At 69.3% G+C, this 24,510-nt stretch carries 23 protein-coding genes; 3 read left to right on the top strand and 20 right to left on the bottom strand.

From position 1 onward, the window contains the following. Nucleotides 1-6: 6 nt before the first annotated feature. Nucleotides 7-1,269: a sugar ABC transporter substrate-binding protein gene (locus tag J2Y46_RS12145; protein ID WP_310242610.1), complete on the bottom strand. Its 1,263-nt coding sequence runs from the start codon at nucleotides 1,267-1,269 to the stop codon at nucleotides 7-9. A gap of 190 nt (nucleotides 1,270-1,459) precedes the next feature. On the opposite strand from J2Y46_RS12145, the gene J2Y46_RS12140 reads away from it, so the two are divergent. Next, on the top strand, nucleotides 1,460-2,611 hold the full coding sequence (locus J2Y46_RS12140) for an ROK family transcriptional regulator (RefSeq protein WP_310242608.1): 1,152 nt from the start codon (nucleotides 1,460-1,462) through the stop codon (nucleotides 2,609-2,611). Nucleotides 2,612-2,614: 3 nt separating this feature from the next. Here J2Y46_RS12140 and J2Y46_RS12135 read toward each other — a convergent pair whose 3' ends face one another. The 7 genes from J2Y46_RS12135 to J2Y46_RS12105 form a co-directional block, all read right to left on the bottom strand. After that, nucleotides 2,615-3,880: an alpha-L-fucosidase gene (locus J2Y46_RS12135; protein WP_310242607.1), complete on the bottom strand. Its 1,266-nt coding sequence runs from the start codon at nucleotides 3,878-3,880 to the stop codon at nucleotides 2,615-2,617. A 143-nt stretch (nucleotides 3,881-4,023) separates the two neighbouring features. Next, entirely contained in the window at nucleotides 4,024-5,100 is a 1,077-nt protein-coding gene (gene ilvC / locus J2Y46_RS12130; RefSeq protein WP_396653181.1) for a ketol-acid reductoisomerase, read from the bottom strand. A 3-nt stretch (nucleotides 5,101-5,103) separates the two neighbouring features. After that, a complete protein-coding gene (ilvN, locus tag J2Y46_RS12125; protein WP_045297961.1) occupies nucleotides 5,104-5,613 on the bottom strand; it encodes an acetolactate synthase small subunit in 510 nt (169 codons plus the stop codon). A gap of 3 nt (nucleotides 5,614-5,616) precedes the next feature. Next, on the bottom strand, nucleotides 5,617-7,422 hold the full coding sequence (locus J2Y46_RS12120) for an acetolactate synthase large subunit (protein ID WP_310242600.1): 1,806 nt from the start codon (nucleotides 7,420-7,422) through the stop codon (nucleotides 5,617-5,619). 47 nt (nucleotides 7,423-7,469) lie between these two features. Next, nucleotides 7,470-9,188 carry a dihydroxy-acid dehydratase gene (gene ilvD / locus J2Y46_RS12115; protein ID WP_045297963.1) on the bottom strand — a complete coding sequence of 573 codons (1,719 nt, stop codon included), beginning with the start codon at nucleotides 9,186-9,188 and terminating at the stop codon, nucleotides 7,470-7,472. Nucleotides 9,189-9,250: 62 nt separating this feature from the next. Then, a complete protein-coding gene (gene otsB / locus J2Y46_RS12110) occupies nucleotides 9,251-10,042 on the bottom strand; it encodes a trehalose-phosphatase (RefSeq protein WP_310242598.1) in 792 nt (263 codons plus the stop codon). Continuing rightward, complete coding sequence (locus tag J2Y46_RS12105; RefSeq protein WP_310242596.1) at nucleotides 10,039-11,505, bottom strand: trehalose-6-phosphate synthase; 1,467 nt, start codon at nucleotides 11,503-11,505, stop codon at nucleotides 10,039-10,041. The genes otsB and J2Y46_RS12105 overlap by 4 nt, the downstream gene beginning before the upstream one ends. Before the next feature lie 135 nt (nucleotides 11,506-11,640). On the opposite strand from J2Y46_RS12105, the gene J2Y46_RS12100 reads away from it, so the two are divergent. Next, a complete protein-coding gene (locus J2Y46_RS12100; protein ID WP_310242594.1) occupies nucleotides 11,641-11,895 on the top strand; it encodes a hypothetical protein in 255 nt (84 codons plus the stop codon). An 81-nt stretch (nucleotides 11,896-11,976) separates the two neighbouring features. On the opposite strand, the gene J2Y46_RS12095 is transcribed toward J2Y46_RS12100, so the two are convergent. The 3 genes from J2Y46_RS12095 to J2Y46_RS12085 are packed head-to-tail and all read right to left on the bottom strand — an operon-like array spanning nucleotide 11,977 to nucleotide 14,613. After that, nucleotides 11,977-13,161, bottom strand: a complete 1,185-nt coding sequence (locus tag J2Y46_RS12095; RefSeq protein WP_310242592.1) for an acetyl-CoA C-acetyltransferase — start codon at nucleotides 13,159-13,161, stop codon at nucleotides 11,977-11,979. Then, complete coding sequence (locus J2Y46_RS12090) at nucleotides 13,158-13,811, bottom strand: CoA transferase subunit B (protein ID WP_211255885.1); 654 nt, start codon at nucleotides 13,809-13,811, stop codon at nucleotides 13,158-13,160. The genes J2Y46_RS12095 and J2Y46_RS12090 overlap by 4 nt, the downstream gene beginning before the upstream one ends. A 1-nt stretch (nucleotide 13,812) precedes the next feature. Further along, a complete protein-coding gene (locus J2Y46_RS12085; RefSeq protein WP_310242590.1) occupies nucleotides 13,813-14,613 on the bottom strand; it encodes a CoA transferase subunit A in 801 nt (266 codons plus the stop codon). A gap of 107 nt (nucleotides 14,614-14,720) precedes the next feature. Between J2Y46_RS12085 and J2Y46_RS12080 the strand changes: the two genes are divergently transcribed. Next, a complete protein-coding gene (locus tag J2Y46_RS12080) occupies nucleotides 14,721-15,509 on the top strand; it encodes an IclR family transcriptional regulator (protein WP_310242588.1) in 789 nt (262 codons plus the stop codon). 94 nt (nucleotides 15,510-15,603) lie between these two features. Here J2Y46_RS12080 and J2Y46_RS12075 read toward each other — a convergent pair whose 3' ends face one another. The 9 genes from J2Y46_RS12075 to J2Y46_RS12035 are packed head-to-tail and all read right to left on the bottom strand — an operon-like array spanning nucleotide 15,604 to nucleotide 24,357. Continuing rightward, nucleotides 15,604-16,518, bottom strand: coding sequence for an alpha/beta hydrolase (locus tag J2Y46_RS12075; protein WP_310242586.1), 915 nt, complete (start codon nucleotides 16,516-16,518; stop codon nucleotides 15,604-15,606). After that, nucleotides 16,503-17,255 (bottom strand): 3-hydroxybutyrate dehydrogenase, encoded by a 753-nt coding sequence (locus J2Y46_RS12070; RefSeq protein ID WP_310242584.1) that lies wholly within the window; start codon nucleotides 17,253-17,255, stop codon nucleotides 16,503-16,505. Before J2Y46_RS12070 ends, J2Y46_RS12075 begins: the two co-directional genes overlap by 16 nt. Beyond that, on the bottom strand, nucleotides 17,255-17,941 hold the full coding sequence (locus J2Y46_RS12065) for a TetR/AcrR family transcriptional regulator (protein ID WP_396653180.1): 687 nt from the start codon (nucleotides 17,939-17,941) through the stop codon (nucleotides 17,255-17,257). The genes J2Y46_RS12070 and J2Y46_RS12065 overlap by 1 nt, the downstream gene beginning before the upstream one ends. Next, nucleotides 17,938-19,563, bottom strand: a complete 1,626-nt coding sequence (locus tag J2Y46_RS12060; protein ID WP_310242583.1) for an AMP-binding protein — start codon at nucleotides 19,561-19,563, stop codon at nucleotides 17,938-17,940. The genes J2Y46_RS12065 and J2Y46_RS12060 overlap by 4 nt, the downstream gene beginning before the upstream one ends. Next, the gene (locus tag J2Y46_RS12055; RefSeq protein ID WP_310242580.1) at nucleotides 19,560-20,717 is read right to left on the bottom strand and encodes a branched-chain amino acid ABC transporter permease; all 1,158 of its coding nucleotides are present in this window, start codon (nucleotides 20,715-20,717) and stop codon (nucleotides 19,560-19,562) included. Before J2Y46_RS12055 ends, J2Y46_RS12060 begins: the two co-directional genes overlap by 4 nt. Further along, nucleotides 20,714-21,589 (bottom strand): branched-chain amino acid ABC transporter permease, encoded by an 876-nt coding sequence (locus J2Y46_RS12050; RefSeq protein WP_310242578.1) that lies wholly within the window; start codon nucleotides 21,587-21,589, stop codon nucleotides 20,714-20,716. Before J2Y46_RS12050 ends, J2Y46_RS12055 begins: the two co-directional genes overlap by 4 nt. Continuing rightward, on the bottom strand, nucleotides 21,586-22,329 hold the full coding sequence (locus J2Y46_RS12045) for an ABC transporter ATP-binding protein (protein ID WP_310242577.1): 744 nt from the start codon (nucleotides 22,327-22,329) through the stop codon (nucleotides 21,586-21,588). Before J2Y46_RS12045 ends, J2Y46_RS12050 begins: the two co-directional genes overlap by 4 nt. Then, nucleotides 22,326-23,138, bottom strand: a complete 813-nt coding sequence (locus tag J2Y46_RS12040; protein ID WP_310242575.1) for an ABC transporter ATP-binding protein — start codon at nucleotides 23,136-23,138, stop codon at nucleotides 22,326-22,328. The genes J2Y46_RS12045 and J2Y46_RS12040 overlap by 4 nt, the downstream gene beginning before the upstream one ends. Nucleotides 23,139-23,157: 19 nt before the next feature. Further along, a complete protein-coding gene (locus J2Y46_RS12035) occupies nucleotides 23,158-24,357 on the bottom strand; it encodes a substrate-binding domain-containing protein (protein ID WP_310242574.1) in 1,200 nt (399 codons plus the stop codon). Nucleotides 24,358-24,510 lie beyond the last annotated feature (153 nt).

Raw genomic sequence — 24,510 nt, 5'->3', positions numbered from 1 at the left:
ACCCGGTCAGTTGCCGAACTGCGCCTGGGCGCTCTCCAGCAGGTCCGACATCTCCATCTGGCCGTTGTAGACGCTGACGAGGTTCGGCTGGATGTAGCTGTCGAGCTTCTCCCAGTTCTTCGTCATGTACAGCGGGACGGTGGTGGCGAAGGCGGACTCGAAGACCGTCTGGACCTGGTCGCGGTACTCCTCGTCGATGGAGTCGAAGTACAGCGGCTGCGACTCGGTGCGCGCCGGGTACGAGCGGCCCGACGAGGCGATGTAGTCCTGCGCGTCCTTGCCGAGGAGCGAGCCCATGACCTTGAGCGCGGCCTCGGGGTCGTCGCACGTCTTCGAGATGCCGTAGCCCGAGCCGAGGATCGGTCCCGAGTTGCCGTGCTCGCCCGTCGGGAGCGGCGCCATGCCGGCCGCGAAGCCCGACTCGTTGTTGAGGTAGCTCACCGCGTTCCACGTGCCGTCGACCGCCATCGCGGCGTTGCCGCCGGTGTACTGGTTCTCGCCCCAGCCCGTGTCCGACGCCGACGCGACCGGCGCCGCGACACCGAGATCGGTGACGAGACCCGAGTACCACGACGCTGCGTCGACGAAGTCGGGGTCGTCGATGTGGAGAGTGCCGTCCTCGGACGCCGGCTGCTTGCCCGACAGGGCGATGGGCATCGACATCCACTGGTAGCCGCCCATGCCCATACCGAAGCCGTACTTGCCGTCGGCGGTCGCCGCCGTCGCGATGTCCTCGAAGTCGTCGAAGGTCCAGCCGATCTCGGGCGTGGCCGCACCGGTCGCGGTGAGCATGTCCTGGTTGTAGTACACGAGCATCGTCGCGACGTCGAAGGGAACGCCGTACAGCCCGCCCTCGAAGCTGAGGATCCCCTCGGCGCCCGGGTTGAAGTCGGCGAAGTCGAGGCCCGCCGTCTCGAGGTCTTGCGCCGTCAGCTCGCGGAATCCGTCGGTGAACCCACCCAGCTGCGCGCCGCTCATGCCGGTGACGCACGCCATGTTCCCGCTGGCCATGTTGGTGGTGAGCTTCGTGAAGAAGTCGTTCCACGGCGCGGTCTGGAGCTTGATCGTCACATCGGGGTTCTCCTCCTGTGCGATCGCGACCTGCTTCTCCAGCGCCGTCGTGTCGGCCTCGCTGCCCGCCCACATGTCGACGACGATCGTGGGCTTGCCGCCGGTGGAGCTCTCTCCGCCCGAACCGCTCGCACACCCCGTCAGGACCACCGCTACACCGGTGGCTGCGGCCACCGCGCCGACGCGCAACTTCTTCATCGAATGCCTCCTATGGCAGCCAGTTCCCACAAGGTTATTTCGATGTCCGAACCAACCTTGTACTCTTGTGTCGCAAGTCACCCTCGCAGGTTTCGATCGGTGACGCAACCCGAACATCGGATGTTTATCGACGTGTGATACTTCGTCACATCTCGGAAACACGACCAGACCACCACCCGCGAGAGGGACCATGACCCCCGACACCGACCGTTCTTCCGCCGACGAGGACCTGTCCCGGCGGATCATCGATCTGATCGCGCGCGGGCACGCGAGCTCGCGCAGCGAGCTCGCCGCGGCGCTCGGCCTCGCGCCGTCGACCGTCAGCCTGAGGGTGCAGTCGCTGATCGACGCCGGGCTCGTGACCGAGCGCGGCGACGGCGCGTCACGCGGCGGTCGACGTCCGCGACTGCTCGGGATCGACGAGGGCTCCGGCGTCGTGCTGACGGTCGACCTCGGCGGCGGCCACGCCCGCGTCGGCGCGCACTCGCTCAGCGGCGAGCTGCGCGAGACGCGTTCCATCCCGGTCACCCTCGCCGACGGCCCCGAGGCGACGCTCGACGCCGTGTGCGAGGTCTTCGACGAACTCGCGCGCGACACCACGATCCACGCGATCGGCATCAGTCTTCCCGGTCCGGTCGACATCGACCGCGGCACCGTCACGCAGCCTTCGCGCATGCCCGGGTGGCCAGGCTTCCGTGTCACCGAATACGTGCGGCGTCGTTACGGCGTGCCTGTCGCCGTCGACAACGATGCCAACCTCGCGGCGCTCGGCGAACACCGCGCGCAGTTCGGCGCGAACGGCCACAGCATCACCGTCAAGGCAGGCACCGCCATCGGCAGCGGCATCATCGTGGACGGCCACATCCACCGAGGGGCCACGGGCGCGGCAGGCGACATCACGCACACGCGCATAGACGGCAGCGGCGACATCCCGTGCTCCTGCGGGAACACCGGCTGCCTCGAGACCGTGGCCAGCGGCGCGAGCCTCGTGCGGCAGATGCGCGAGCGCGGGCGGACGGATGTCGAGACCACCGCCGATGTGCTGGCGCTGGCCCGCGACGCGGAGCCGGAGGCGACCACGATCGTCCGCACGGCGGGCACGCACCTCGGTCAGGCGCTGTCGGGCGTCGTGAACTTCTTCAACCCGCACGCGGTGTTCCTGACGGGCAGCATGAGCGCGTCCGAGCCGTTCATCGCCGCGGTGCGCAGCCGCGTGTACGAGGCATGCCACCCGCTGGCGACCCAGCAGCTGCGTATCGAAGCCGCGCGGACGCGCGCCGACGCCATTCTCTACGGCGCTGCGCGGTGGGCGCTCGACAACCTCGAGCTGCCCACCGCCTGAGCGTCAGCCTTCGCTGAGCGTGAGTTCGATCACGGGCACGAGCACGTCCGGCCGGGCAACGGGAAGGTGTACCGTGAGCGTTCCCTCCGCCTCGCCCGCCGGTGTCATGTTGACGGCCTTCTGACCGGGATCCGCCGCCGACGTGCGAAGCCAGGAGCCGTCGTTGAGCAATCGCGCGTACTTGACATCACCGGCGAGACCGGGAAGGTGGACGAAGCCCAGCGGCCACGACAGCAGGTGCAGGTAGAGCTTCCGGCCGCGACGGGTGTACACGCCCTCACGCGGCGGCTCGAATGCCGCATGACCGGCGTCGACGATCGCACCTCGGTGCAGCCGCATCCACTCCCCGATCTCCGACAGGGTGCGCTCGTCACGCGGGGCGATCGCGCCGCGCCCGTCCGGGCCGATGTTGAGCAGCATGTTGCCGTCCATCGACACCGAGTCGGCGAGCATCTGGACGAGGAGCGTCGCCGGCTTCTGCTCGGTGTTGTCGCGGTGATACCCCCACGAGCCGTTCATGGTCTGACAGGCCTCCCACACCTGCGGCACGCCGTCGACCGTCAGCGGCGCGGTGGGCTGGTACTGCTCGGGGGTGACGAAGTCCCCCGGGATGCCGAGCCGGTCGTTGACGAGCATCTCGGGCTGCAGTTCGCGGCACATCGCCAGCAGCGCCACGGCGTCCCAGTCCTCGGGGCCCTTGCCTGCCAGCCCGTCCATCGACTCGGGGTAGGTGAAGTCGAAGAAGAGATAGTCGATCTGTCCGTAGTCGGTCAGCAGCTCGCGCACCTGGGCGTGCAGGAACTCGCGGTAGCGCGCCATGTCGCGACCCTCGTTGAGGGCGGCGACGTCCTCGTCGGCCCGACGCGGGTGGTTCCAGTCGACCGTGAAGTCGGGGTGATGCCAGTCGATGAGCGAATGGTAGAGGCCCACCCTGAGCCCTTCGGCGCGGAGCGCATCGACATACTCCCTCACGAGGTCCCTGCCGCACGCCTCGACCGCGTTGAAGTCGCTGACCGCCGTGCCCCATAGCGCGAAGCCGTCGTGGTGCTTCGTCGTGAGCACCACGTAGCCCATGCCCGTCTCCTTCGCCCGCCGGGCGAGCGCCCGCGCGTCGAACAGGTCGGGGTCGAAGTTCTCGAAGTACGGGAGGTAGTCCTCGTCGGTGAGGAACTCGTAGTTCTGCACCCACTCGTGCCGTGCTGCACCGCTGTACAGGCCGAAGTGCACGAACATCCCGAATCGCGCCTCGTCGAACCACTGCTGTCGCATACTCGCCCCACTCGCCTTCCGTCGCTGGTCGGCTCCATCCTTCCATAAACATCGGATGTCTCCTCATTCCGAGGCCTCAGTCGACCGCGAACGCCGAAGGCCCGGCCCCCGTGAGGGGAGCCGGGCCTTCGGTGAATCGAGGCTCAGCGCGCGGCCGAGCCCTCGACGTAGTCCGCGTCCTGCTGCTTCCACGCGAAGAGCGAGCGCAGGTCCTTGCCGACCGACTCGATCGGGTGGGCGGCTGCCTTCTCGCGGAGCTCGAGGAACTCGACGGCGCCGTTGTCCTGGTCGTCGATGAAGCGCTTGGCGAACGCGCCCGACTGGATGTCGGCGAGCACGGCCTGCATGTTCTCCTTGACGTGCGGGTCGATGACGCGGGGGCCCGAGACGTAGTCGCCGTACTCGGCGGTGTCGGAGACCGACCAGCGCTGCTTGGCGATGCCGCCCTCCCACATGAGGTCGACGATGAGCTTCAGCTCGTGCAGCACCTCGAAGTAGGCGATCTGCGGCTGGTAGCCCGCCTCGGTCAGGGTCTCGAACCCGTACTGGACGAGCTGCGACACACCGCCGCAGAGGACGGCCTGCTCGCCGAACAGGTCGGTCTCGGTCTCCTCGGTGAAGGTCGTCTTGATCACGCCGGCGCGGGTGCCGCCGATGGCCTTCGCGTACGACAGGGCGGTCGCCCATGCGTTGCCGGAGGCGTCGCGCTCGACCGCGATGATGTCGGGGATGCCGCGGCCCGCGACGTACTCGCGGCGCACCGTGTGGCCCGGGGCCTTGGGGGCGACCAGGATCACGTCGACACCCTCGGGCGCCTCGATGTAGCCGAAGCGGATGTTGAAGCCGTGCGCGAACGCGAGGGTCTTGCCCGGGGTCAGCTTGTCCTTGATGCTGTCGTTGAAGATCCCGCGCTGGTGCTGGTCCGGCGCGAGGATCATGATGACGTCGGCCCACTCGGCCGCGTCGGCCACCGACTTGACGTCGAAGCCCTCGTCCTGCGCCTTCTCGATCGACTTCGAGCCGTCCTTGAGCGCGATGACGACCTCGACACCCGAGTCGCGAAGGTTCTGGGCGTGCGCGTGACCCTGCGAGCCGTAGCCCACGATCGCCACCTTCTTGCCCTGGATGATGCTCAGGTCGGCATCGGCGTCGTAGAAGATCTCAGCCATCTTCGTGTTTCTCCTTGATTGATCGGTTCTGGAAAGTGTCGGATGCTGCACGGCTCAGCCGCGCAGCACGCGCTCGGTGATGCTCTTGCCGCCGCGGCCGATGGCGACGAGGCCGGACTGCGCCAGCTCCTTGATGCCGAAGGGCTCGAGCGCGCGCAGGAACGCGTCGACCTTGCCCTTGTCGCCGGTGACCTCGACCACGAGCGCGTCGGGCGCGTAGTCCACGATCTGGCCGCGGAAGAGGTTCACGACCTCGAGCACATTCGAACGGGTCTGGTTGTCGGCGCGCACCTTCACGAGCATGTGCTCGCGCTGGACGGATGCTGCGGGGTCGAGCTCGACGATCTTGATGACGTTGATGAGCTTGTTGAGCTGCTTGGTGACCTGCTCGAGCGGAAGCTCGTCGACGTCCACGACCACCGTGATGCGCGAGAGCCCGGGCACCTCGGTGACGCCCACCGCGAGCGACTCGATGTTGAAGCCGCGCCGGGCGAACAGGCCCGCGACGCGCGTCAGCAGACCGGGCTTGTCCTCCACGAGGAGGCTCAGCACGTGACTCGTCATGTCTCAGTCCTCCTGCTCGTCGAAGGCGGGCGAGTGATCCCGCGCGTACTGGACGAAGCTGTTGCTCACGCCCTGCGGCACCATCGGCCACACCATCGCGTCGGCGCTCACGACGAAGTCGATGACCACCGGGCGGTCGTTCGTCTCGAGCGCCGTCTGGATCGCGGCATCCACGTCCTCTTCCTTCTCGACGCGGATCGCGAGGCAGCCGTACGCCTCCGCCAGCTTCACGAAGTCGGGGATGCGCACCGTGCCGTGGCCGGTGTTGAGGTCGGTGTTCGAGTGACGACCGTCGTAGAACAGCGTCTGCCACTGGCGCACCATGCCCAGGGACGAGTTGTTGATGATCGCGACCTTGATCGGGATGTTGTTGATCGCGCAGGTGGCGAGCTCCTGGTTGGTCATCTGGAAGCAGCCGTCGCCGTCGATAGCCCACACGACGCGATCGGGCTCGGCGACCTTGGCGCCCATCGCCGCAGGAACCGAGTAGCCCATCGTGCCGGCGCCGCCCGAGTTGAGCCACGCGTTCGGACGCTCGTACTTGATGAACTGCGCCGCCCACATCTGGTGCTGGCCCACGCCGGCGGCGTAGACGCCCTCGGGGCCGGTGAGCTCGCCGATGCGCTGGATCACGTACTGCGGTGACATGTGGCCGTCTGTGGGCTGGGTGTAGCCGAGCGGGAACTCGTCGCGCAGCCCGTCGAGGAACGACCACCACTCGGTGATGTCGGGCGCGGTGCCGCCGCTGACCGCGCGGAACGCCACGTCGAGGTCGACGAGCACGTCCTTGAGGTCGCCCACGATCGGCACGTCGGCGGTGCGGATCTTCGAGATCTCGGCGGGATCGATGTCGACGTGCACGACCTTCGCGTGGGGCGCGAACAGGGCCGCCTTGCCGGTGACACGGTCGTCGAAGCGGGCCCCGAGGGCGACGATGAGGTCGGCCTCCTGCAGCGCGAGCACCGCCGGCACCGTGCCGTGCATGCCGGGCATGCCGAGGTGCTGCGGGTGTGAGTCCGGGAACGCACCGCGAGCCATCAGCGTGGTCACGAGGGGCGCGCCCGTCGTCTCGGCGAGCGAACGGAGCTCCTCGGAGGCCCGGGCGCGGATCACGCCGCCGCCGACGTACAGCACCGGCTTCTTGGCGTCGGCGATCAGCTGAGCCGCAGCCTGGATCTGCTTGCCGTGCGCCTTCGTGACCGGCCGGTAGCCCGGGAGGTCGATGTTCGGCGGCCAGACGAACGGCGCCTCGGCCTGCTGGGCGTCCTTCGTGATGTCCACGAGCACGGGACCGGGACGACCGGTCGCGGCGATCTCGAACGCGGCCGCGATGGCACCCGGGATGTCTTCCGCGCGCTTCACCAGGAACGAGTGCTTGGTGATCGGCATCGTGATGCCGACGATGTCGGCCTCCTGGAAGGCATCCGTTCCCATGAGGGTGGAGAAGACCTGGCCGGTGATGCAGACGATCGGCACGGAGTCCATGTACGCGTCGGCGATCGCGGTGACGAGGTTCGTCGCGCCGGGGCCCGACGTCGCGATCGCGACGCCGACACGACCCGATGCGGCGGCATAGCCTTCGGCCGCGTGGCCGGCGCCCTGCTCGTGGCGGACGAGGATGTGACGCACGGACTCGTCGTCCATGAGCGGGTCGTAGACGGGCATGATCGCGCCGCCCGGGAGACCGAAGACGTCGGTCACCCCGAGCAGATCGAGAGAACGGACGACCGCTTCCGCGCCCGTGAGCACGGGCGTCGAGGCGGTGCGGGCTGGCGGCCGGGGAACGGCCGCGGCGGTGTCGGCTGACATGGTGATTTCCTCTGAAATGGGTCGGAGGCGGATGTCGGAAGCCAGGCTCAACCGGTGGTCGCGCCCTCCGCAGCGGAGCGCACGAGTCGGGAGTACTTGGCAAGGACGCCACGGGTATAGCGCGGGGGAAGCGGCTCCCAGCCAGAGCGGCGGGAGTCAAGCTCAGCCTCGTCGACGAGTAGGTCGAGAGTGCGAGCCGCGATATCGACCCGTATCAGATCACCATCGCGCACGAAGGCGATGGGACCTGCGTCCACCGCTTCGGGTGCTATGTGGCCGATGCACAGGCCGGTTGTGCCGCCTGAGAATCTGCCGTCCGTCAAGAGTAGTACATCTTTTCCGAGCCCAGCGCCCTTGATGGCCGCGGTGATCGCGAGCATCTCTCGCATGCCCGGGCCGCCCTTGGGACCTTCGTAGCGGATCACGACGACGTCCCCGGCGGCGATCTCGCCGGCCTCGAGGGCGTCCATCGCGGCGCGCTCGCGCTCGAACACGCGCGCAGGTCCTTCGAACACGTCGGCGTCGAAGCCGGCGGACTTCACGACGGCACCCTCGGGGGCGATGGAGCCGTGCAGGATCGTGATGCCGCCCTTGGCGTGGATCGGGTCGTCGAAGGAGTGGATGACCGTGCCGTCGACGGGGTCGGGGTTCAGGTCCGCGAGATTCTCGGCCAGCGTCTTGCCGGTGACGGTGAGCGCGTCGCCGTGGAGCAGGCCCTCGTCGAGCATCGCCTTCATGATCACCGGGATGCCGCCGTGGCGGTCGACGTCGTTCATGACGTACTTGCCGAACGGCTTCATGTCGGCCACGTGCGGCACCTTGTCGCCGATGCGGTTGAAGTCGTGCAGGCTCAGGTCGACATCGGCCTCGCGGGCGATCGCGAGCAGGTGCAGCACGACATTGGTCGAGCCGCCCAGAGCCATCGCCAGCGCGATCGCATTCTCGAACGCCTCCTTGGTGAGGATGTCGCGCGTCGTGATGCCCTGGCGGAGGAGGTTCACGACCGCCTCGCCTGAGCGGTGCGCGAAGTAGTCGCGGCGGCGGTCGGCCGACGGCGGCGCGGCCGAGCCGGGGAGGCTGAGGCCGAGCGCCTCGGCGACGGAGGCCATCGTGTTGGCGGTGTACATGCCGCCGCACGCACCCTCGCCCGGGGCGATCGCGCACTCGATGCGCTTGAGGTCGGCCTCGCTCATCTTGCCCGCGAGGCACGCGCCGACGGCCTCGAACGAGTCGATGATGGTGACGTCCTTCTCGGTGCCGTCAGAGAGCTTGACCCAGCCCGGCGCGATCGAGCCGGCGTAGAGGAAGACGCTCGAGAGGTCGAGGCGCGCCGATGCCATGAGCATGCCGGGGATCGACTTGTCGCAGCCGGCGAGCAGCACCGAGCCGTCCAGGCGCTCGGCCATGATGACGGTCTCCACGGAGTCGGCGATGACTTCGCGGGAGACGAGCGAGAAGTGCATGCCCTCGTGGCCCATCGAGATGCCGTCCGAGACGGAGATGGTGCCGAACTGCAGCGGATAGCCGCCGCCCGCGTGCACGCCCTCCTTGGCGCCCTGCGCGAGCCGGTCGAGGCTCAGGTTGCAGGGGGTGATCTCGTTCCAGCTCGAGGCGATGCCGATCTGCGGCTTGTCCCAGTCCGCGTCGCCCATGCCGACCGCGCGGAGCATGCCGCGGGAGGTCGTTGCTTCGATGCCGTCGGTGACGACGCGACTGCGGGGCTTGATGTCGATGGAGTTGTCAGCGGGCGAATCGGGCTGGGCCATTGACTCAGTGTATTCCCGTGACAGGAGCCGCCAGCTCCCAGTGACGCACCCGCGACGGTGATCTACGCGCGACGCCGCGACCGAGCCTCCGCGAGCTGCTGCAGAAGCACTGCGAGTGCCGCGATGTCGGCGACCCGCACGGTGGCGGAGGTGGGCCCCTCCCCCACGCGAACGCCGAGGTCATCCTCTCCGAGGCTGGCCAGCGCGTCTTCGTCGGTGACGTCGTCGCCGGCGAACAGCACGGCGGTGGCGCCGACGCGCTCGCGCAGCTCGGCGATCGCCGAGTCCTTGCCCTCGTGCCGGAAGGCGAACTCGACGATGTTGTGGCCGGTGCGCCGGCGCCAGTGGGGCGCCTCGCCGGCGACGATCGCGTCGACGCGGCGATTCGCCTCCTCCGCCGCCTCGGCGGTCGCACGGCGTGTGTGCACGCCGAACCCGAAGGTCTTCGGTTCGATCCAGACTCCGTCGAGGTGTGCCGTCGCGTCTTCGGCGTGGCCTCGCAGCGTGTCGCGCAGCGCGACATCCGTCTCGTCCTCGCCGTGACTCACGAGTCCCTCGCCCGGGATCCAGAACTCGGCCCCGTGCGATCCCGCCAGCAGCACCCGCGACGTGTCGTCGTGCTCGGCGATCACGCGAAGATCCACGAGGCTGCGCCCCGACACGAACGCGACGATGGTGTCCGGCGTCGCGACCAGCGCGTCGACGGCCTCGCGCGCGGCGGGCAGCATCCGTGCATCCATCGGCTCGTCCTCGAGCGGTGACAGTGTGCCGTCGAAATCGAGGGCGACGAGGAGACGATCGGATGCTGCGAGCTTGTCGATCGCCTCGCCTTCAGCGAGCGGGGCGTCGGTCATGCGCCGGCCCCCGCGGCTCTGTTGAGCGCGGGGAACCTGTTGCGCTCGCGCGCCCCGTCGAGTGCGTCGAGGAACGACTGCGACCATCGCGCGACGTCGTTCTCGAGCACCTTCCTCCGCAACGCCCGCATGCGACGGCCCTGCTCGGCCGGAGGCATCTCGATGGCTCGCATGATGGCGTCCTTCATGCCGTCGATGTCGTGTGGATTGATCCGCACCGCGCTCGAGAGCTCGTCGGCGGCGCCGGCGAACTCGCTCAGCACGAGCACACCCCGGTTGTCGATGCGCGCGGCGACGTACTCCTTCGCCACGAGGTTCATTCCGTCGCGGAGGGCGGTGACCAGCATGACGTCGGCAGCCATGAACAGCGCCACCATCTCCTCCCGCGGATACGCCTGGTGGAGGTACCGGATCGCCGTGTGGCCCATCGTGTCGTGGTCGCCGTTGATGCGACCCACGGTGAGTTCGATCTCATCCCGCAGCTGCATGTAGGCCGCCACCCGCTCCCGGCTGGGACTCGCGACCTGCACGAGCGTCACATCCTCGACCGTGATGCGACCGTCCTCCAGCAGCTCGCCGAACGCCTTCATGCGGTGACGGATGCCCTTGGTGTAATCCAACCGGTCGACGCCGAGCAGGATCTTCTTCGGATTCCCGAGGCTCTCCCGGATCTCCTTCGCGCGCGCCTTCACGTCGTCGCGCTGAGCGAGCTCCACGTACGACGAGGCATCGATCGAGATGGGGAAGGCCTTCGCCAGCGCGCGGCGGGTGGTGCCGTCGGGATTGGGGACGGTGATGCCGGACGCTTTCGTCTCGTAGCGGAACTGCCGGCGCACCGCGCGGGCGAAGTTGCCGGCATCCGCCACCCGCTGGAAGCCGATGACGTCCGCGCCCAGCAGCCCTTCGAGCACTTGCCTGCGCCACGGCAACTGCGAATAGAGGCCGTATGCGGGGAAAGGAATGTGGTGGAAGTAGCCGATCGTCAGGTCGGGGCGCGCCTCGCGGAGCATCTGCGGGACGAGCTGGAGCTGATAGTCCTGCACCCACACCGTCGCGCCCTCGGCAGCCACCGCGGCGGCCGATTCGGCGAAGCGCCGGTTCACCTTCACGTACGAGTCCCACCACACCCGGCGGTACCGGGGCTCGGCGATGACGTCGTGGTAGAGCGGCCAGAAGGTGTCGTTCGACATCCCCTCGTAGTACAACTCGACGTCTTCGGCGCTGAGCGCCACGGGCACCAGGTACGTGCCCTCGAACTCGAACGGATCGACCTCGATGTCGGCCTGCCCCGGCCAGCCGACCCAGGCGCCGTCGGTGCGGCGCATCATCGGCTCGAGTGCGGTCACGAGGCCGCCGGGCGAGCGCCGCCAGCCCGGCTCGCCGTCCCCGTCCACGACGCGGTCGACGGGCAGACGGTTGGCGACGACGACGAGTTCGGCGGTGTGGGCGGCGGGCTCTGTCACGCGGTCTCCTGACGGTTTCGTGGACTCGGCACGCCCAGGCTACAGCGCGCCGGCGCGGGCCCGGGTCCCCTTGACTCGCCGGGCGGGCCCATGTCAAGGGCGCGGCGCACGCGCACGCCGCGCTAACGTTGCCCCATGCGCAAGTACCTCTTCGGCACCGGCATCCTCACTGCCATCACCGGCGGGCTGACGTTGTTGAGGGGCCTCCGCGAGAACGAGCCCTTCACGTGGCGCATGGCGCTCGCCTGGCTCAGCTGGGGCATCTCCATCGCGCTCGCGATCGGCGCGATCGTCGACGTCCGCCGAGCCTCGCGCGGCGAGCTCATCGCGAACGACTCACCCGTCCACGGGCGGGAGAAGAAGCTCCTCAAGCGCCGCCTCCAGCCCTGATCCCCGCCCGCGGGGCGATCGCGAAAGGGTGCATCCCAGCCCCGACCAGCGTGACGGGATGCACCCTCTCGCGATTCCTGCTCAGCGTGTGAGGATGAGCGCGTCGCCCTGCCCTCCGCCCCCGCACAGCGCCACTGCCGCCGTGCCACCGCCTCGCCGGACGAGCTCATGCACCGCGTGGACGACCAGGCGGTTGCCGGATGCTCCGATCGGGTGTCCGATCGCGATACCGCCGCCGTGCGGGTTGACGACGTCGTCCGAGAGGCCGAGCTCGGCCTGCGAGCGCACGACGACGGCGCCGAACGCCTCGTTGATCTCGACGACGTCGAGGTCGCTCGCGGCGAGGCCCTGCTTGGCCAGCGCCTTCTCGATCGCACGCGCGGGCTGCGAGTGCAGCGAGTTGTCGGGGCCGGCCACCTGGCCCGACGCACCGACGACCGCGAGCACGTTCCAGCCGTTCTCGTCGGCGTGCGAGCGCGTCGTCAGCACGACCGCGGACGCGCCGTCGGAGATCTGCGACGAGTTGCCGGCCGTGATCGACCCGCCGGACGCGAACGCCGGACGCAGGCCCGCGAGCGTCTCGACGGTGGTCTCGGGGCGCACGCCCTCGTCCTTCGTCACGACCACCGGCTCGCCCTTGCGCTGCGGGATCTCGACCGGCACGATCTCGGCGTCGAAGAGACCCTCGGCCTGCGCGGCGGCCGCGCGCTGATGCGACCTCGCGGCGACGGCATCCTGAGCTTGCCTCGTCACCTCGAGCCGCTCGTTGTGTCGTTCGGTCGATGCGCCCATGCTCTCGCGGTCGTAGGCATCGGTGAGCCCGTCGAACGCCATGTGGTCGAGCACCTCGATCGAGCCGTAGGCCCAGCCGTCACGCGAGCCCATGAGCAGGTGCGGGGCGCGGGTCATCGACTCCATGCCGGCGGCGACCACGACGGTCGCGTCTCCCACCGCGAGCATGCGTGCCCCGTCGATGATGGCCGTGAGGCCGGAGAGGCACACCTTGTTGACCGAGCTGGAGTGGACGTCCCACCCGATGCCGGCGCCGACCGCCGCCTGACGCGCGGGGTTCTGCCCGCTTCCGGCCGCGAGCACCTGGCCGACGAGGACAGCATCGACAGCATCGGCGGGGATGCCGCCCCTTTCGAGAGCGCCCTTGATCGCGGCGCTGCCCAGTTGCACCGCCGTGAGCGGAGCCAGCTGGCCCTTCAGTCGCCCCTGCGGCGTGCGCGCAGCGGCGACGATGACGACGTCGTCGTGGTTCATGCTTCGATTCTCTCTCCGACGGCGACCGTCAGCTCCGGTTCGGTGGCCGCGATGACGTCTTCCACGGTGACGCCCGGGGCCGTCTCCACCAGCACGAGTCCGGCATCGGTCACGTCGATGACCGCCAGGTCAGTGATGATGCGGTCGACCACGCCGCGTCCGGTGAGAGGCAGCGAGCACTCGTTCACGATCTTCGCCGAGCCGTCCTTGGCGACGTGCTCCATCAGCACGATCACCTTCGCGGCGCCGTGCACCAGGTCCATCGCGCCGCCTGGCCCCTTCACCATCTTTCCGGGGATCATCCAGTTGGCCAGATCGCCCGTCGCCGACACCTGCATCGCGCCGAGGATCGCGGCGTCGATCTTGCCGCCGCGGATCATCCCGAAACTCGTCGCCGAGTCGAAGAACGCCGCTCCGGGCAGCGTCGTCACCGTCTCCTTGCCGGCATTGATGAGATCGGGGTCGACGTTCTCCTCGGTCGGGTAGGGCCCGACGCCGAGGATGCCGTTCTCGGACTGCAGCACGACGGTCACGCCCTCAGGCACGAAGTTCGGCACCAGGGTCGGCAGGCCGATGCCCAGGTTGACGTAGGCGCCGTCGGCGAGCTCCTCGGCCGCGCGGGCGGCCATCTCGTTGCGGGTGAGCGGCATGTCAGGCTCCTTCCGGCATCTCGCGCGCGGCGGCCTGTGCGACCGAGACCGTGCGCCGTTCGATGCGCTTGTCGATGTCGGATCCGACCTCCACGATGCGGTGCACATAGATGCCGGGGAGATGGATGCTGTCGGCCTCGAGCTCGCCGGGTTCGACGAGCTCCTCGACCTGGGCGATGCACACACGCCCGGCCATCGCGGCGAGCGGGTTGAAGTTGCGCGCGGCCTTGTTGAAGACGAGGTTGCCGTGGCGGTCGCCCTTCAAGGCGTGCACGAGGGCGTAGTCGGTGACGATCGCCTCTTCGAGCACGTAGTCGCGAGGCGCGCCCGAGACGTCGAAGCTTCGCACGTCCTTGACGGGTGACGCGACCGCGATGCCGCCGTCCGCGGCGTAGCGGCGGGGAAGCCCGCCTTCCGCCACCTGCGTGCCGACCCCGGTCTGGGTGTAGAACGCGGCGATGCCCGATCCGCCGGCGCGGAGCTTCTCGGCGAGGGTGCCCTGCGGCGTCAGCTCCAGCTCGAGCTCGCCCGAGAGGAACTGCCGCTCGAACTCCTTGTTCTCACCGACGTACGAGGAGGTCATCTTCCGGATGCGCTTGGCATTCAGGAGGATCCCGAGCCCCCAGTCGTCGACGCCGCAGTTGTTGCTCACGACGCTGAGGTCGCTCGTGCCCTGCGCGAGCAGCGCCTCGATCAGCGCGATGGGGTTACCCGAGAGCCCGAACCCTCCCACTGCGAGAGACGCCCCGTCGGGGATGTCGGCGACGGCCTCGGCCGCCGACCTCCAGGTCTTGTCGATCATTGTGCTCCTTCGCATTCGGTCGCTCGGCTTCCATCGTCCGGCTTGGCGGCGCGCACCGCCACCTCCTCGCTTGCCATGTGGCCACACCGGGTCGTAGCGTCCATATCGTGGACACCACAGCCAAGCGCACCGTTCCCGGAGCCCAGTCGATCGCCCGCGCGGCCCAGCTCCTGCGACTGGTCACCTCGGGTGGCGAAGAGGGGATGCCGGTGGCCGAGCTCGCCCGCCGCGCTGAGCTCACCCGCCCGACGACGCATCGTCTCCTCACCGCTCTGCGCCACGAGGGCCTGGTCGATCAGGACGAGCGCACCGGGCGCTGGATCCCCGGACCCGAGCTGTACCTGATGGGCACGGTCGCAGCATCCCGCTACGACATCACTTCCGTCGCGCGCGACATCGTGCGCTCGCTCGCCGTCCGCACCGAAGAGAGCGCGTTCCTCTCGGTGCGCCGCGGCGACGAGACCGTATGCCTGCTCCGCGAGGAGGGCAGCTTCCCGATCCGCTCGTTCGTGCTGTCGGAGGGCGTGCGGTTCCCGCTCGGCGTCGCCTCCGCAGGGCTCGCGATCCTGTCGTTCCTGCCGCCCCACGATGTGGACGCCTACTTCGAGCGCCACCCCGAACTCTCCCGCGAATGGGGCGCCGCCCACAGCGAGCAGCGGTTGCGCACGCGCCTGCGCGACACCCAGGAGCGCGGCTACGCCGTCAACCCCGGGCTCATCGTCGAGGGCTCCTACGGCATCGGCGCGGCGGTCTTCACGCGAGAGGGCCACCCGCAGTGGGCGCTGAGCCTCACGGGCGTGGAGTTCCGCTTCGGCCCCGACCGCCTCCCCGAGCTCGGCCGAACGCTGCTCGCCCACGCGCACCAGCTCACGACCCGCATCGCCGCTGCCCGGTGACGACCTGTTGCCCTCGCCACGAAACCGGCGAGAGTGCACCCAGCTCGAGACGATGACGAGGCGGGGGCCATGGGTGGCGCTCGACCGACGTGGGTCACACGCGGGCCGCGAGCTCCTCGCGCAGCGCGGCGGCGACCACATCCGCCCCCGAAGGCGACATCACGATCGTGTAGTGGTTGAAGCCGTCCACCCGCTCGTGCTCGACCGCCGGGTACTCCGAGAGCAATCGCGCGAGGTGCTCCGGGGCGTACAGGCCAGGCGGCTCGTTCTGCAGGCCGCGGGGGACGGTGATGAGGCGGGTCGGATGCTGCAACCCCGCCAGCGCCGCCGGCAGCGCGTGGCCCGTGTTCATGTCGACGGTGTCGTCGGCGGTCGTCGCATAGCTCGTCGCGGGGCGGAACGCGCCCGCGCCGTCGTCGACGAGGTCGTACGCGAGATAGCGTTCGAGCTCTGGTGTCCACGCGCCGGTGAAGGCCGGATGCTGCCGCCAGAAGTCCAGGTAGTCCCCCGCGTCCGCGAACCGCATCGACAGGCGCGCCGCGGTCGGGCCGAGGATGCCGGCGACGAGCTCGTCGGTGCTGAGTCCCGCGGGGACGTCGAGCGGAAGCCCGCCGTCGACGAGCAGCAACCGCGAGACGCGCTCGGGAGAGAGGTGCGCGAACACGACGGATACGAATCCGCCCATCGAGTGCCCGACGACCACCGTGCTGTCGATGCCGAGCGCATCGAGCAGTGCGGTGAGGTCAGCCGCGTGTGCGGCCATCCCTGCGGCTCCGTCGATGCCGTTGCTGCGCCCGCGCCCTCGCAGATCGGGCGCGACGACGCGCACTCCCGGGAGGCGCTCCACGACGAACGGCCACGCCAGATGCGAGGCCGTGACCCCGTGCACGAGCAGCACGGTCGGCGCGTCGGGTCCGGCATCCTCCGGATCCCACACTCCAGCGCGCAGCGCGCCGCCATCGACGGGGACGTCGATCGTCCGATACTCGTGGTTCACCGCGCCGTCCATCCGCCGTCCATCGTGTACGAGGCTCCGGTGACCATGCCGGCCTTGTCGGACACGAGCCAACCGGCCAACGACGCGACCTCGTCGGCTTCGACGAGCCGCTTCACCGCGCTCTCGGTCAGCATGATCTTCTCGACGACTTCGCTCTCCGCGATCCCGTGGACGGCGGCCTGGTCGGCGATCTGCTTCTCCACGAGCGGTGTGCGCACGTAGGCGGGATTGATGCAGTTGCTGGTCACGCCGTGCGGGGCGCCCTCGAGCGCCGTCACCTTCGACAGGCCTTCGAGCCCGTGCTTCGCGGAGACGTACGCCGACTTGAACGCGCTCGCCCGCAGGCCGTGGGCACTCGAGATGTTCACGACGCGGCCCCAGCCCCGCTCGTACATCGCCGGGAGTGCGGCGCGGATGAGGAGGAACGGCGACTCCAGCATGAGTCGGACGATGAGCCGGAACGCATCCGGATCGAACTCCGTGATCGGCGCGACCCGCTGGATGCCCGCGTTGTTCACGAGGATGTCGACGTCGAGGGTGAGGTCGTCGAGCGCGGCGGTGTCGGCCAGGTCGACTGCCCACGACTCGCCGCCGACGGCGGTGGCGGCATCCGTCGCGGCATCCGCGTTCAGGTCCGCGATGATGACGTGCGCGCCGCGCGCCGCGAACTCGTGCGCGCAGGCGAGGCCGATGCCGCTCGCACCGCCGGTGACGAGCGCGCGCTTGCCCGCGAGATCCTTCTCCGCCATCAGGCTTCCTCTCCTGCATCGTCCCCTCGCGGCGCGAGGGCGTTGTCGATGAACCGGGTCATGCCGGCGAACACCACCGGGTCGAGCTGCGCGGGCGGCTTCCCCTCGGCGTCGCGCTCCCACAGCAGGAACCGCATGCCGATGAGCTCGCCCATGCCCATGAGGGCCCACGCCGTCGTCTCGGGGTCGAGGGCGCGGTCGACGTCGCCGGTCGCCTGCGCCGCGCGCAGGCCGGCCTCGTAGCCCTCGACGATGCGCGTGTAGTGCGTGCGCAGCACCTCGGGTGAGACGAACTCCGCCTCGCGTACGACACGGTAGAGCGCGGGGTGCTCGGCGGTGAACCGGAAGAAGCCGGCGAACCCCGCACGCTCCGCTTCGAGGCGACCGGATGCGCCGGCCATCGCCTCCGACATCGAGTGGCGCACGCGGCGGTTGAGGTCGAGCACGAGCGCCTCGAAGATCGCCTGCTTGCTGTCGAAGTAGAGGTAGAACGTGCCGAGGCCGATGCCCGCACGCTCCGTGATCTTGACGATGGATGCCTCGTGGTACCCCTGCGCGGCGAACACGAGCTCCGCCGCCTCCAGCAGGCGACGCCGGGTCGCCTCACCGCGCTTGGTGAGGGGGCGTCCGGTGGCGGACGACACCAGCCCCTCTTCCCGGTCGACGAGTTCGTCGGACATGCTCATCGGGATTCCCCCTTCGTACGCTCGCGCCCCACTGTGTGCGCGCGCTCCCCAGCACGATCTTCCTGCTCCCGCCGCCGTTCGACCAGCAACCCGGCCTCTTCGCGGAGACGCGATCGTGCGAGCTTCTCGATGGTCGACCGAGGCAGCGTATCGACGAACTCCACGTGGACCGGGATCTTGAAGGCGGCGAGGTTGCGTCGCGCGTGGGTCAGCACCTCGTCGACCGACAGCGCCGCCCCCGCCACAGGCACCACGAACGCGACTCCCCGCTCGCCCCACACCGCATCGGACACGCCGACGACGGCGGCCGCCTCGATGAGCGGGTGCAGACACAGCGCGTGCTCGACCTCCGCGGGAGCGACGTTCTCGCCGCCCGAGATGAAGATGTCCTTCAGGCGGTCGACGATCCGGTACACGCCGGACGCGTCGCGCGACGCCAGATCGCCGGTGCGCAGCCACTCGCCGCTCATCGCACGAGCCGTCGCATCGACGTCGTCGAGATAGCCGGCGAAGACGCTCGGACCGCGCACCCACAGCTCGCCGGTGGCCTCGCCCTCCAGGGCGAGCCCCGAGGCGGGATCGACGATCCGCACCGACACGTGCGGGTACGGCCGGCCCACGGCGCCCGGCGACTCGATCGACTCGTCCGCCGGCAGGTGCAGCACATTGGGTGCCGCCTCGGTGAGGCCGTACCCCTGGGTGAGCGGGATACCCCGCGCGGTCCACTCCTCCTGCAGCTGAACGGGCATCGTCGCGCCCCCGACGAGAGCGAGGCGCAGCGACGAGGCATCTGTCGTCCGCCACTCACGGTCGCCCGCGAGCAGCGCGTACTGCGTCGGCACGCCCATCATCGCGGTGACCTTCCGGTCGGCGACCAGCTGCAGCACGCGCGCCGGCTGGAAGGACCGCTCGAGCACGACCGTCGCGCCGACCCACCAAGCCAGCAGCGGCTGGCAGTTCCACGCAGCCACGTGGAACTGCGGCAGCATCGCGAGCACGACGTCGTCCTGCGTGAGCGGCAGCGCCTGCGCGAGGGCGAGGTTGTTCCAGAAGCAGTTCGCGTGCGTCAGCACGACGCCCTTCGGCGCGGCTTCGCTCCCCGATGTGAAGATCACGAGCAGCGGGTCGTCGTCGCGCACCGGCCGACGGACGCGGCGCCGAGGCGGACGAGGCACGCTCGCCTCGATGCCGGTCGTTCCGAGCACCGCGACCGGCGGCGTCGCGTCCGCCAGGCGCAGCGCCTCGCCGGCGAGCGCCGCGTGCTCGTCCTCGATCAGCACCAGCGCCGGAGCGGAGCGGGTGAGGACATCGGCGAGCTCGCGCGGCGTGAGCCTCCAAGACAGCGGCACGAAGGCGATACCCGCGATCGCGCACGCGAAGAACGCCACGACGTGGTCGGTGGCGTTGCCCGACACGGTCGCGATGCGGTCGCCCGGCCCGTAGCCGGCCTGGCGCAGTCCGTCGGCGAGCCCGGACGAGCGGGCGGCGAGGGTGGCGTAGTCGGTCGTCACTCCGCGGTCGTCGATCGCGATGCGCTCAGGCGAGCGGGTCGCGCGGTCCACGATCCACCGACCGACGGTGTGCGGCCCGTCGTCGATGTCGGGGTCGGCCGTCCAGCTCATGCGCGCACCTCGACGGTCCCCACGCCCTCTCCGGCGGACTCGCCGGCGTCGTCGAGCTGCCGCAGCGACCCGCGGACCTTCTCTCCGCGCCGACGCCGGACCGCGGCGTCGATGGTGCCTGCGATGCCTCCAGGGAGGAACATCACCACGATGATGAACAGCACTCCGAGGAGGAAGAGCGGCTCCGACAGCGGGATCCGCAGAACGTCGGGAAGCCCGGCGATCGCCTCGGAGCCGGCGAGCACCGTGAGCCGCTGATCGAGCAGCGTGTAGAGCACACCGCCCACGATGGCACCCCAGCGGAATCCGACGCCACCCAGCACCACCATCACCAGGACCGTGATCGTGAGGTCCGCGGAGACCGACCGCGGAACGGTGCCCGACTGCAGCAGCATGTACGCGACTCCGGCGAGGCTCGCAAGGCCCGCTGCGATGACGAACACGATGAGCCGGACGCGGTAGGGCGACAGTCCCAGCACACGCACGCGCTGCTCGTTCTCGCGCGTCGCACGGGCGAGATGCCCCAGACGCGATGTGTCCACCCACAGCACCACGAGGTACACCAGCACGAGCACGACGAGCGTGAACCAGTACAGGTTGCGGGTGTTCACGACCCCGATGAGGAAGTCGGGCACCTGCGCCGTGTTGAGGCTGAGTCCTTCCTCGCCGCCGGTGACCTGCGAGTTGCGCCGCACCAGCACCGACCCGGCCTGCGCGAATGCCAGTGTCACCATCGCGAACGGGATGCCCGAGACCCGCATCGACACCGCGCCCGTCACGAGGGCGATGACCATGCCGCCGATCAGGGCGATGAAGACGCCCGGCCACAACGGCACGCCGAAGTGCTCGAGCGCGATGCCGAGTCCGTACGCACCGGCGCCGAAGTAGAGGGCGTGGCCGAACGACAGCATCCCTCCCGATCCGAGCAGCAGGTTGTACGACAGCGCGAGCGCCGCGAACACCATGCAGAGGGAGAGCAGCGCGAGGGTGCCGGGCATATAGGTCGGCGTGGGCAGGATGCCGGGGACCGAGAGGTTGAGCAGCGGCAGCATGGCCATGAACGCGACGAGCACGACGCCCACGACGGCGGGAATGAAGCGACGGATGCTGCGATCCGGGGCCTCCCCCGGTCCCCGAGCGTGTCGAAGGGTCATGCCTTCCTCCCCAGGAGTCCGGTCGGACGCACCAGCAGCACGAGTGCCAGGAGGATCACGACGATGAAGTCCCCGGTGCCGCCGAGGTAGAAGTTCGCGAACTGCTGCAGCACCGCCACGAGAACGGACGCCACCGCCGCACCGGTGAGCGAGCCGAGGCCGCCGACGACGGTGACGATGAACGCGAAGATGAGGAGTGTCTGCCCGAGGTGCGCCGACACGAAGGTCGAGTAGTGCATCGCCAGCACGCCGCCGATTCCCGCGGCCGCGCCGCCGATGGCGAAGACGAGGGTGAACGAGCGACGGACGTCGATGCCGAGCGCCGTCACCATCGAGCGGTTCTCGACACCGGCGCGGATGATCATGCCGTAGCGCGTCTTCTGCAGGAACAGCACGAGGGCCCCGAGCACCAGCACGGCCGCGATCATCAGCACCCAGTAGGTGTTGGGGATGCGGGCGCCCAGCACGTCGGTGGTCTGGGTGAGCCACGGGGGTCCGCCGATGTGGATCGGGTCGGTGCCCCAGATCCCCTCGAACAGCGCCACGGCCGCGAACGAAAGACCCACCGTGACGAGCACCTGCTCGATGTGCCGCTCGTACAGCGGTCGGATGAGCACGAGCTCGGTGAGCGTCGCGAACACGGCGCCCACGCCTGCGCCGACGAGGACCGAAAGAAGGAAGGATCCCCACGAGTCGGTGCCGAGCGCCTGCGCGACCATCCAGCCCATGAAGGCGCTCAGGGTGAGGAACGCGCCGTGCGCGAAGTTGAGCACGTGCATGAGCCCGTAGATGAGGCTCAGGCCACTGGCGACGAGGAAGTAGAGGGCACCGAGACCGACGCCGGTGATCAGGGTGAGAACGAGGGTGCTCATGCTGCATGCTCCGCGTGGACGCCGAGGAGGCGGCGGGTGAGGTCTTCGTCGTCGAGGAGGTCGCCAGCCTTTCCGACGTGCGCAACGCGCCCGCCGGCGATGACGACGACGTCATCTGCGAGACGGCGCACGACCTCGAGGTTCTGCTCGACGAGGAGGATGGGGACGGTCTTCGACGCCTCCTGGAGCGCGTCGGCGACCTCGGTCACGATCTTCGGCGCGAGACCCTTCGTCGGCTCGTCGACGAGAAGCAGCCGGTTGTCGTTGAGCAGAGCCCGCGCGACCGACACCATCTGCTGCTGGCCGCCCGAGAGCGTGCCGGCCTGTTGCTCGCGGCGCGCGACCAGGTCGGGGAAGAGCTCTGCGACGAACTCGCGCCGAGGCTTTCGCTGACGCTCGGCGAGGGCGAGGTTCTCGGCGACGGTGAGCTTCGAGAAGACTTCACGGTCCTCCGGCACGTACCCGACGCCACGCCGCACGATGCGATGGGTGGGGAGGCCGTCGATGCGGTCGCCCGCGAGCGTCACCTCGCCACGACGGGAGATGAGGCCCAGGATGCCTCGCAGGGTCGAGGTCTTGCCGACGCCGTTGCGGCCGAGCACCGCGGTGATGCCGGTGGCGGGCACGTCGAACGAGACGTCCTCCACGACCTGCTGGCCCGCGATCGTGCAGCGGAGGTGCCGGACGGTCAGGATGGGGGTTCCGGTAACCGCCCCGGTTCCAGAAGAAGCGCCGCTCATGCCGCCTCCCCCGCCGATCCGGTGCCCAGGTACGCGCTCTGCACGAGGGGGTTCTCCATGATCCGCTGCGGCGTGTCGTAGGCGATGATCGTGCCGAAGTACATGACCGCGACCTTCTCGACAAGGCCCATCAGGACGTCGATGTGGTGCTCGACCATCAGCAGCGTGCAGCCCTTCTCCCGCTGCATGTCGCGGATGTTCTCGACGAGCCCGGAAACGTCGCCCGAGGCCACGCCCGCCATGGGCTCATCGAGCAGCACGATGCTCGCCTCAGTCGCCAGCAGCACCGCGATCTCGAGCTTGCGCTTGTCGCCGTGCGAGATGTCGCCCGCAAGCGCGTCGCGCTTGTGGCCGAGCCCCACGACCTCGAGCTTCGCCAGCGCGAGCTCGGTGGCGGCATCCGTCCGCTTCGGGAAGTGCAGGAGCGAACCGGAGCCGCCCAGCGACACCTGGGCCGCCAGGCGAACGTTCTCGAGCACCGACAGCTTCGGGAAGAGGCTCGACGTCTGGAAGGTGCGCCCCAGTCCCGCCCGCGCCCGCGCCGGCACCGACGCCGTCGTGATGTCCCGGTCGTCCAGCACGACGCGGCCGGCGGTGGGCTTCATGAGCCCCGAGATCACGTTGAAGAGCGTGGTCTTGCCGGCGCCGTTGGGACCGATGACGCCCACGAGGGAGCCGGCGGCGACGTCGAGCTCGACGTCTTCGAGGATCGTCGCGCCGCCGATCTGCAGACCGAGGGCCTCGATCTTCAGCGGAGAGCCGCGGCGCGCGGTCTCCGCGACGGACGCGGACGGGACTGTGGTGCTCATCGTTTCGCGGAGCCCCGGATCACTCGGCTTCGGCGGGAGCGACGTCGTCGGCCGAGACCGTGTCGACGAGCTCGGGCACGAACGTGCCGTCCTTCGCGACGAGCTTGACCTGGTACATCTCCTGGATGAGGGCATGGTCGCTCGCGCGCACCGTCATGCTGCCCTTCGGACCGTCGAACTCGAAGCCCTCGAGCGCCGCGACCATCCCGTCGACGTCGCCTTGGCCCGACTCGATGGCGTGGACGATCATGATCGCCGCGTTGAAGCCGTCGGGGCTGAACAGGTCGGGCGTGCCGCCGGCCTCTTCGATCGCCTCGACCATCGCGGTGTTGACGTCGTTGGCAGGAGCCTCGGCGAAGTAGTGGTTCAGGAAGTTGATCTTCTCGGATGCCTCGCCATAGGCGCCGAAGGTCGCGGAGTCTCCCAGACCGGTCACCACCGGGATCTCGTCGAGCACGCCCTGCTGGCTCATCGCCTGCCACATCGCGCCCGAGGTCGCGCCGGCCCAGGCGACGAACACGAGGTCGGGAGCGCCCGCGAGCACCTGCTGCGCGAACGGCGTGAACTCGGTCGCGTCCTCCGCGACGAGCACGGAGTTCACCGTCGCGCCCTGGCCGCCGAGGATCGCCTGCACGGCCGTGACGTTGCCCTGGCCGAACGCGTTGTCCTGCGCGAAGACCGTCACGGTCTTGCCGTCGATGTCGTCGAGGAACGTGCCCGCGGTCGCGACGTCCTGTGCGCTCTGCCGGCCCGAGCGGAACGTGTAGTCGTTGATGCCCGTGATCGCATCGGCGGCCGCGGGTCCCGAGATGTAGAGCACCTTGTTCTGCTCCGCCTGCTCGGCGACGGCCAGGGCGACGCCCGACGACGCGGTGCCCGCGATGATGTTGACACCCGAGCCGATGAGCTCCTTGACGGCGGTGACGGCCTTGTCGGGGTCGCCGGCGTCGTCGCGGTACTCGACGTTGATCGTGGTCCCGTCGATCTCGCCGGTGCCGTCGGTGGCGTAGTCGAGCCCCGCCTTGAAGGCGTCGAGGTACTGCTTGCCGTAGCCGGCGAGCGGGCCGGACTCGCTCGTGACGATGCCGACGGTGACCTCGGACAGCCCGCCCGGCTCTGTGGATCCGTTGTCGGGATCGCCGGACGGCGCGCACGCCGCCAGGGCGAGCGCTGCCGTGACGACCACGGAGCCCAGGAGCAACTTCTTCGTAACCCGCATGTGCGTGCCTTTCCCCATTGGAAGGATCTGGTGCGTGAATCGGTGCTTCCGTCTCAAACATGAGATCCGATTCAGGTTCTTGCAATCTAGGAAGAGGAAGCCGCGCAGGTCAAGTCGGCGAGCCCACTCCTCCCCCGTCGTTACCGAATCGGG

This window comes from Microbacterium sp. BE35, from assembly GCF_031457705.1.
Classification (GTDB): Bacteria; Actinomycetota; Actinomycetes; order Actinomycetales; family Microbacteriaceae; genus Microbacterium; species Microbacterium trichothecenolyticum.
Note: the sequence above shows the minus strand (reverse complement) of the source record. Positions and strands in the feature narration are given on the sequence as shown.

What these genes read in the sequence shown, in the direction of transcription:
- J2Y46_RS12145 (WP_310242610.1), bottom strand. Translation starts at nt 1,269, where the DNA reads ATGAAGAAGTTGCGCGTCGGCGCGGTGGCCGCAGCCACCGGTGTAGCG.
- J2Y46_RS12140 (WP_310242608.1), top strand. Translation starts at nt 1,460, where the DNA reads ATGACCCCCGACACCGACCGTTCTTCCGCCGACGAGGACCTGTCCCGG.
- J2Y46_RS12135 (WP_310242607.1), bottom strand. Translation starts at nt 3,880, where the DNA reads ATGCGACAGCAGTGGTTCGACGAGGCGCGATTCGGGATGTTCGTGCAC.
- ilvN (WP_045297961.1), bottom strand. Translation starts at nt 5,613, where the DNA reads ATGACGAGTCACGTGCTGAGCCTCCTCGTGGAGGACAAGCCCGGTCTG.
- J2Y46_RS12120 (WP_310242600.1), bottom strand. Translation starts at nt 7,422, where the DNA reads ATGTCAGCCGACACCGCCGCGGCCGTTCCCCGGCCGCCAGCCCGCACC.
- ilvD (WP_045297963.1), bottom strand. Translation starts at nt 9,188, where the DNA reads ATGGCCCAGCCCGATTCGCCCGCTGACAACTCCATCGACATCAAGCCC.
- otsB (WP_310242598.1), bottom strand. Translation starts at nt 10,042, where the DNA reads ATGACCGACGCCCCGCTCGCTGAAGGCGAGGCGATCGACAAGCTCGCA.
- J2Y46_RS12100 (WP_310242594.1), top strand. Translation starts at nt 11,641, where the DNA reads ATGCGCAAGTACCTCTTCGGCACCGGCATCCTCACTGCCATCACCGGC.
- J2Y46_RS12095 (WP_310242592.1), bottom strand. Translation starts at nt 13,161, where the DNA reads ATGAACCACGACGACGTCGTCATCGTCGCCGCTGCGCGCACGCCGCAG.
- J2Y46_RS12090 (WP_211255885.1), bottom strand. Translation starts at nt 13,811, where the DNA reads ATGCCGCTCACCCGCAACGAGATGGCCGCCCGCGCGGCCGAGGAGCTC.
- J2Y46_RS12085 (WP_310242590.1), bottom strand. Translation starts at nt 14,613, where the DNA reads ATGATCGACAAGACCTGGAGGTCGGCGGCCGAGGCCGTCGCCGACATC.
- J2Y46_RS12075 (WP_310242586.1), bottom strand. Translation starts at nt 16,518, where the DNA reads ATGGACGGCGCGGTGAACCACGAGTATCGGACGATCGACGTCCCCGTC.
- J2Y46_RS12070 (WP_310242584.1), bottom strand. Translation starts at nt 17,255, where the DNA reads ATGGCGGAGAAGGATCTCGCGGGCAAGCGCGCGCTCGTCACCGGCGGT.
- J2Y46_RS12065 (WP_396653180.1), bottom strand. Translation starts at nt 17,941, where the DNA reads ATGAGCATGTCCGACGAACTCGTCGACCGGGAAGAGGGGCTGGTGTCG.
- J2Y46_RS12060 (WP_310242583.1), bottom strand. Translation starts at nt 19,563, where the DNA reads ATGAGCTGGACGGCCGACCCCGACATCGACGACGGGCCGCACACCGTC.
- J2Y46_RS12055 (WP_310242580.1), bottom strand. Translation starts at nt 20,717, where the DNA reads ATGACCCTTCGACACGCTCGGGGACCGGGGGAGGCCCCGGATCGCAGC.
- J2Y46_RS12050 (WP_310242578.1), bottom strand. Translation starts at nt 21,589, where the DNA reads ATGAGCACCCTCGTTCTCACCCTGATCACCGGCGTCGGTCTCGGTGCC.
- J2Y46_RS12045 (WP_310242577.1), bottom strand. Translation starts at nt 22,329, where the DNA reads ATGAGCGGCGCTTCTTCTGGAACCGGGGCGGTTACCGGAACCCCCATC.
- J2Y46_RS12040 (WP_310242575.1), bottom strand. Translation starts at nt 23,138, where the DNA reads ATGAGCACCACAGTCCCGTCCGCGTCCGTCGCGGAGACCGCGCGCCGC.
- J2Y46_RS12035 (WP_310242574.1), bottom strand. Translation starts at nt 24,357, where the DNA reads ATGCGGGTTACGAAGAAGTTGCTCCTGGGCTCCGTGGTCGTCACGGCA.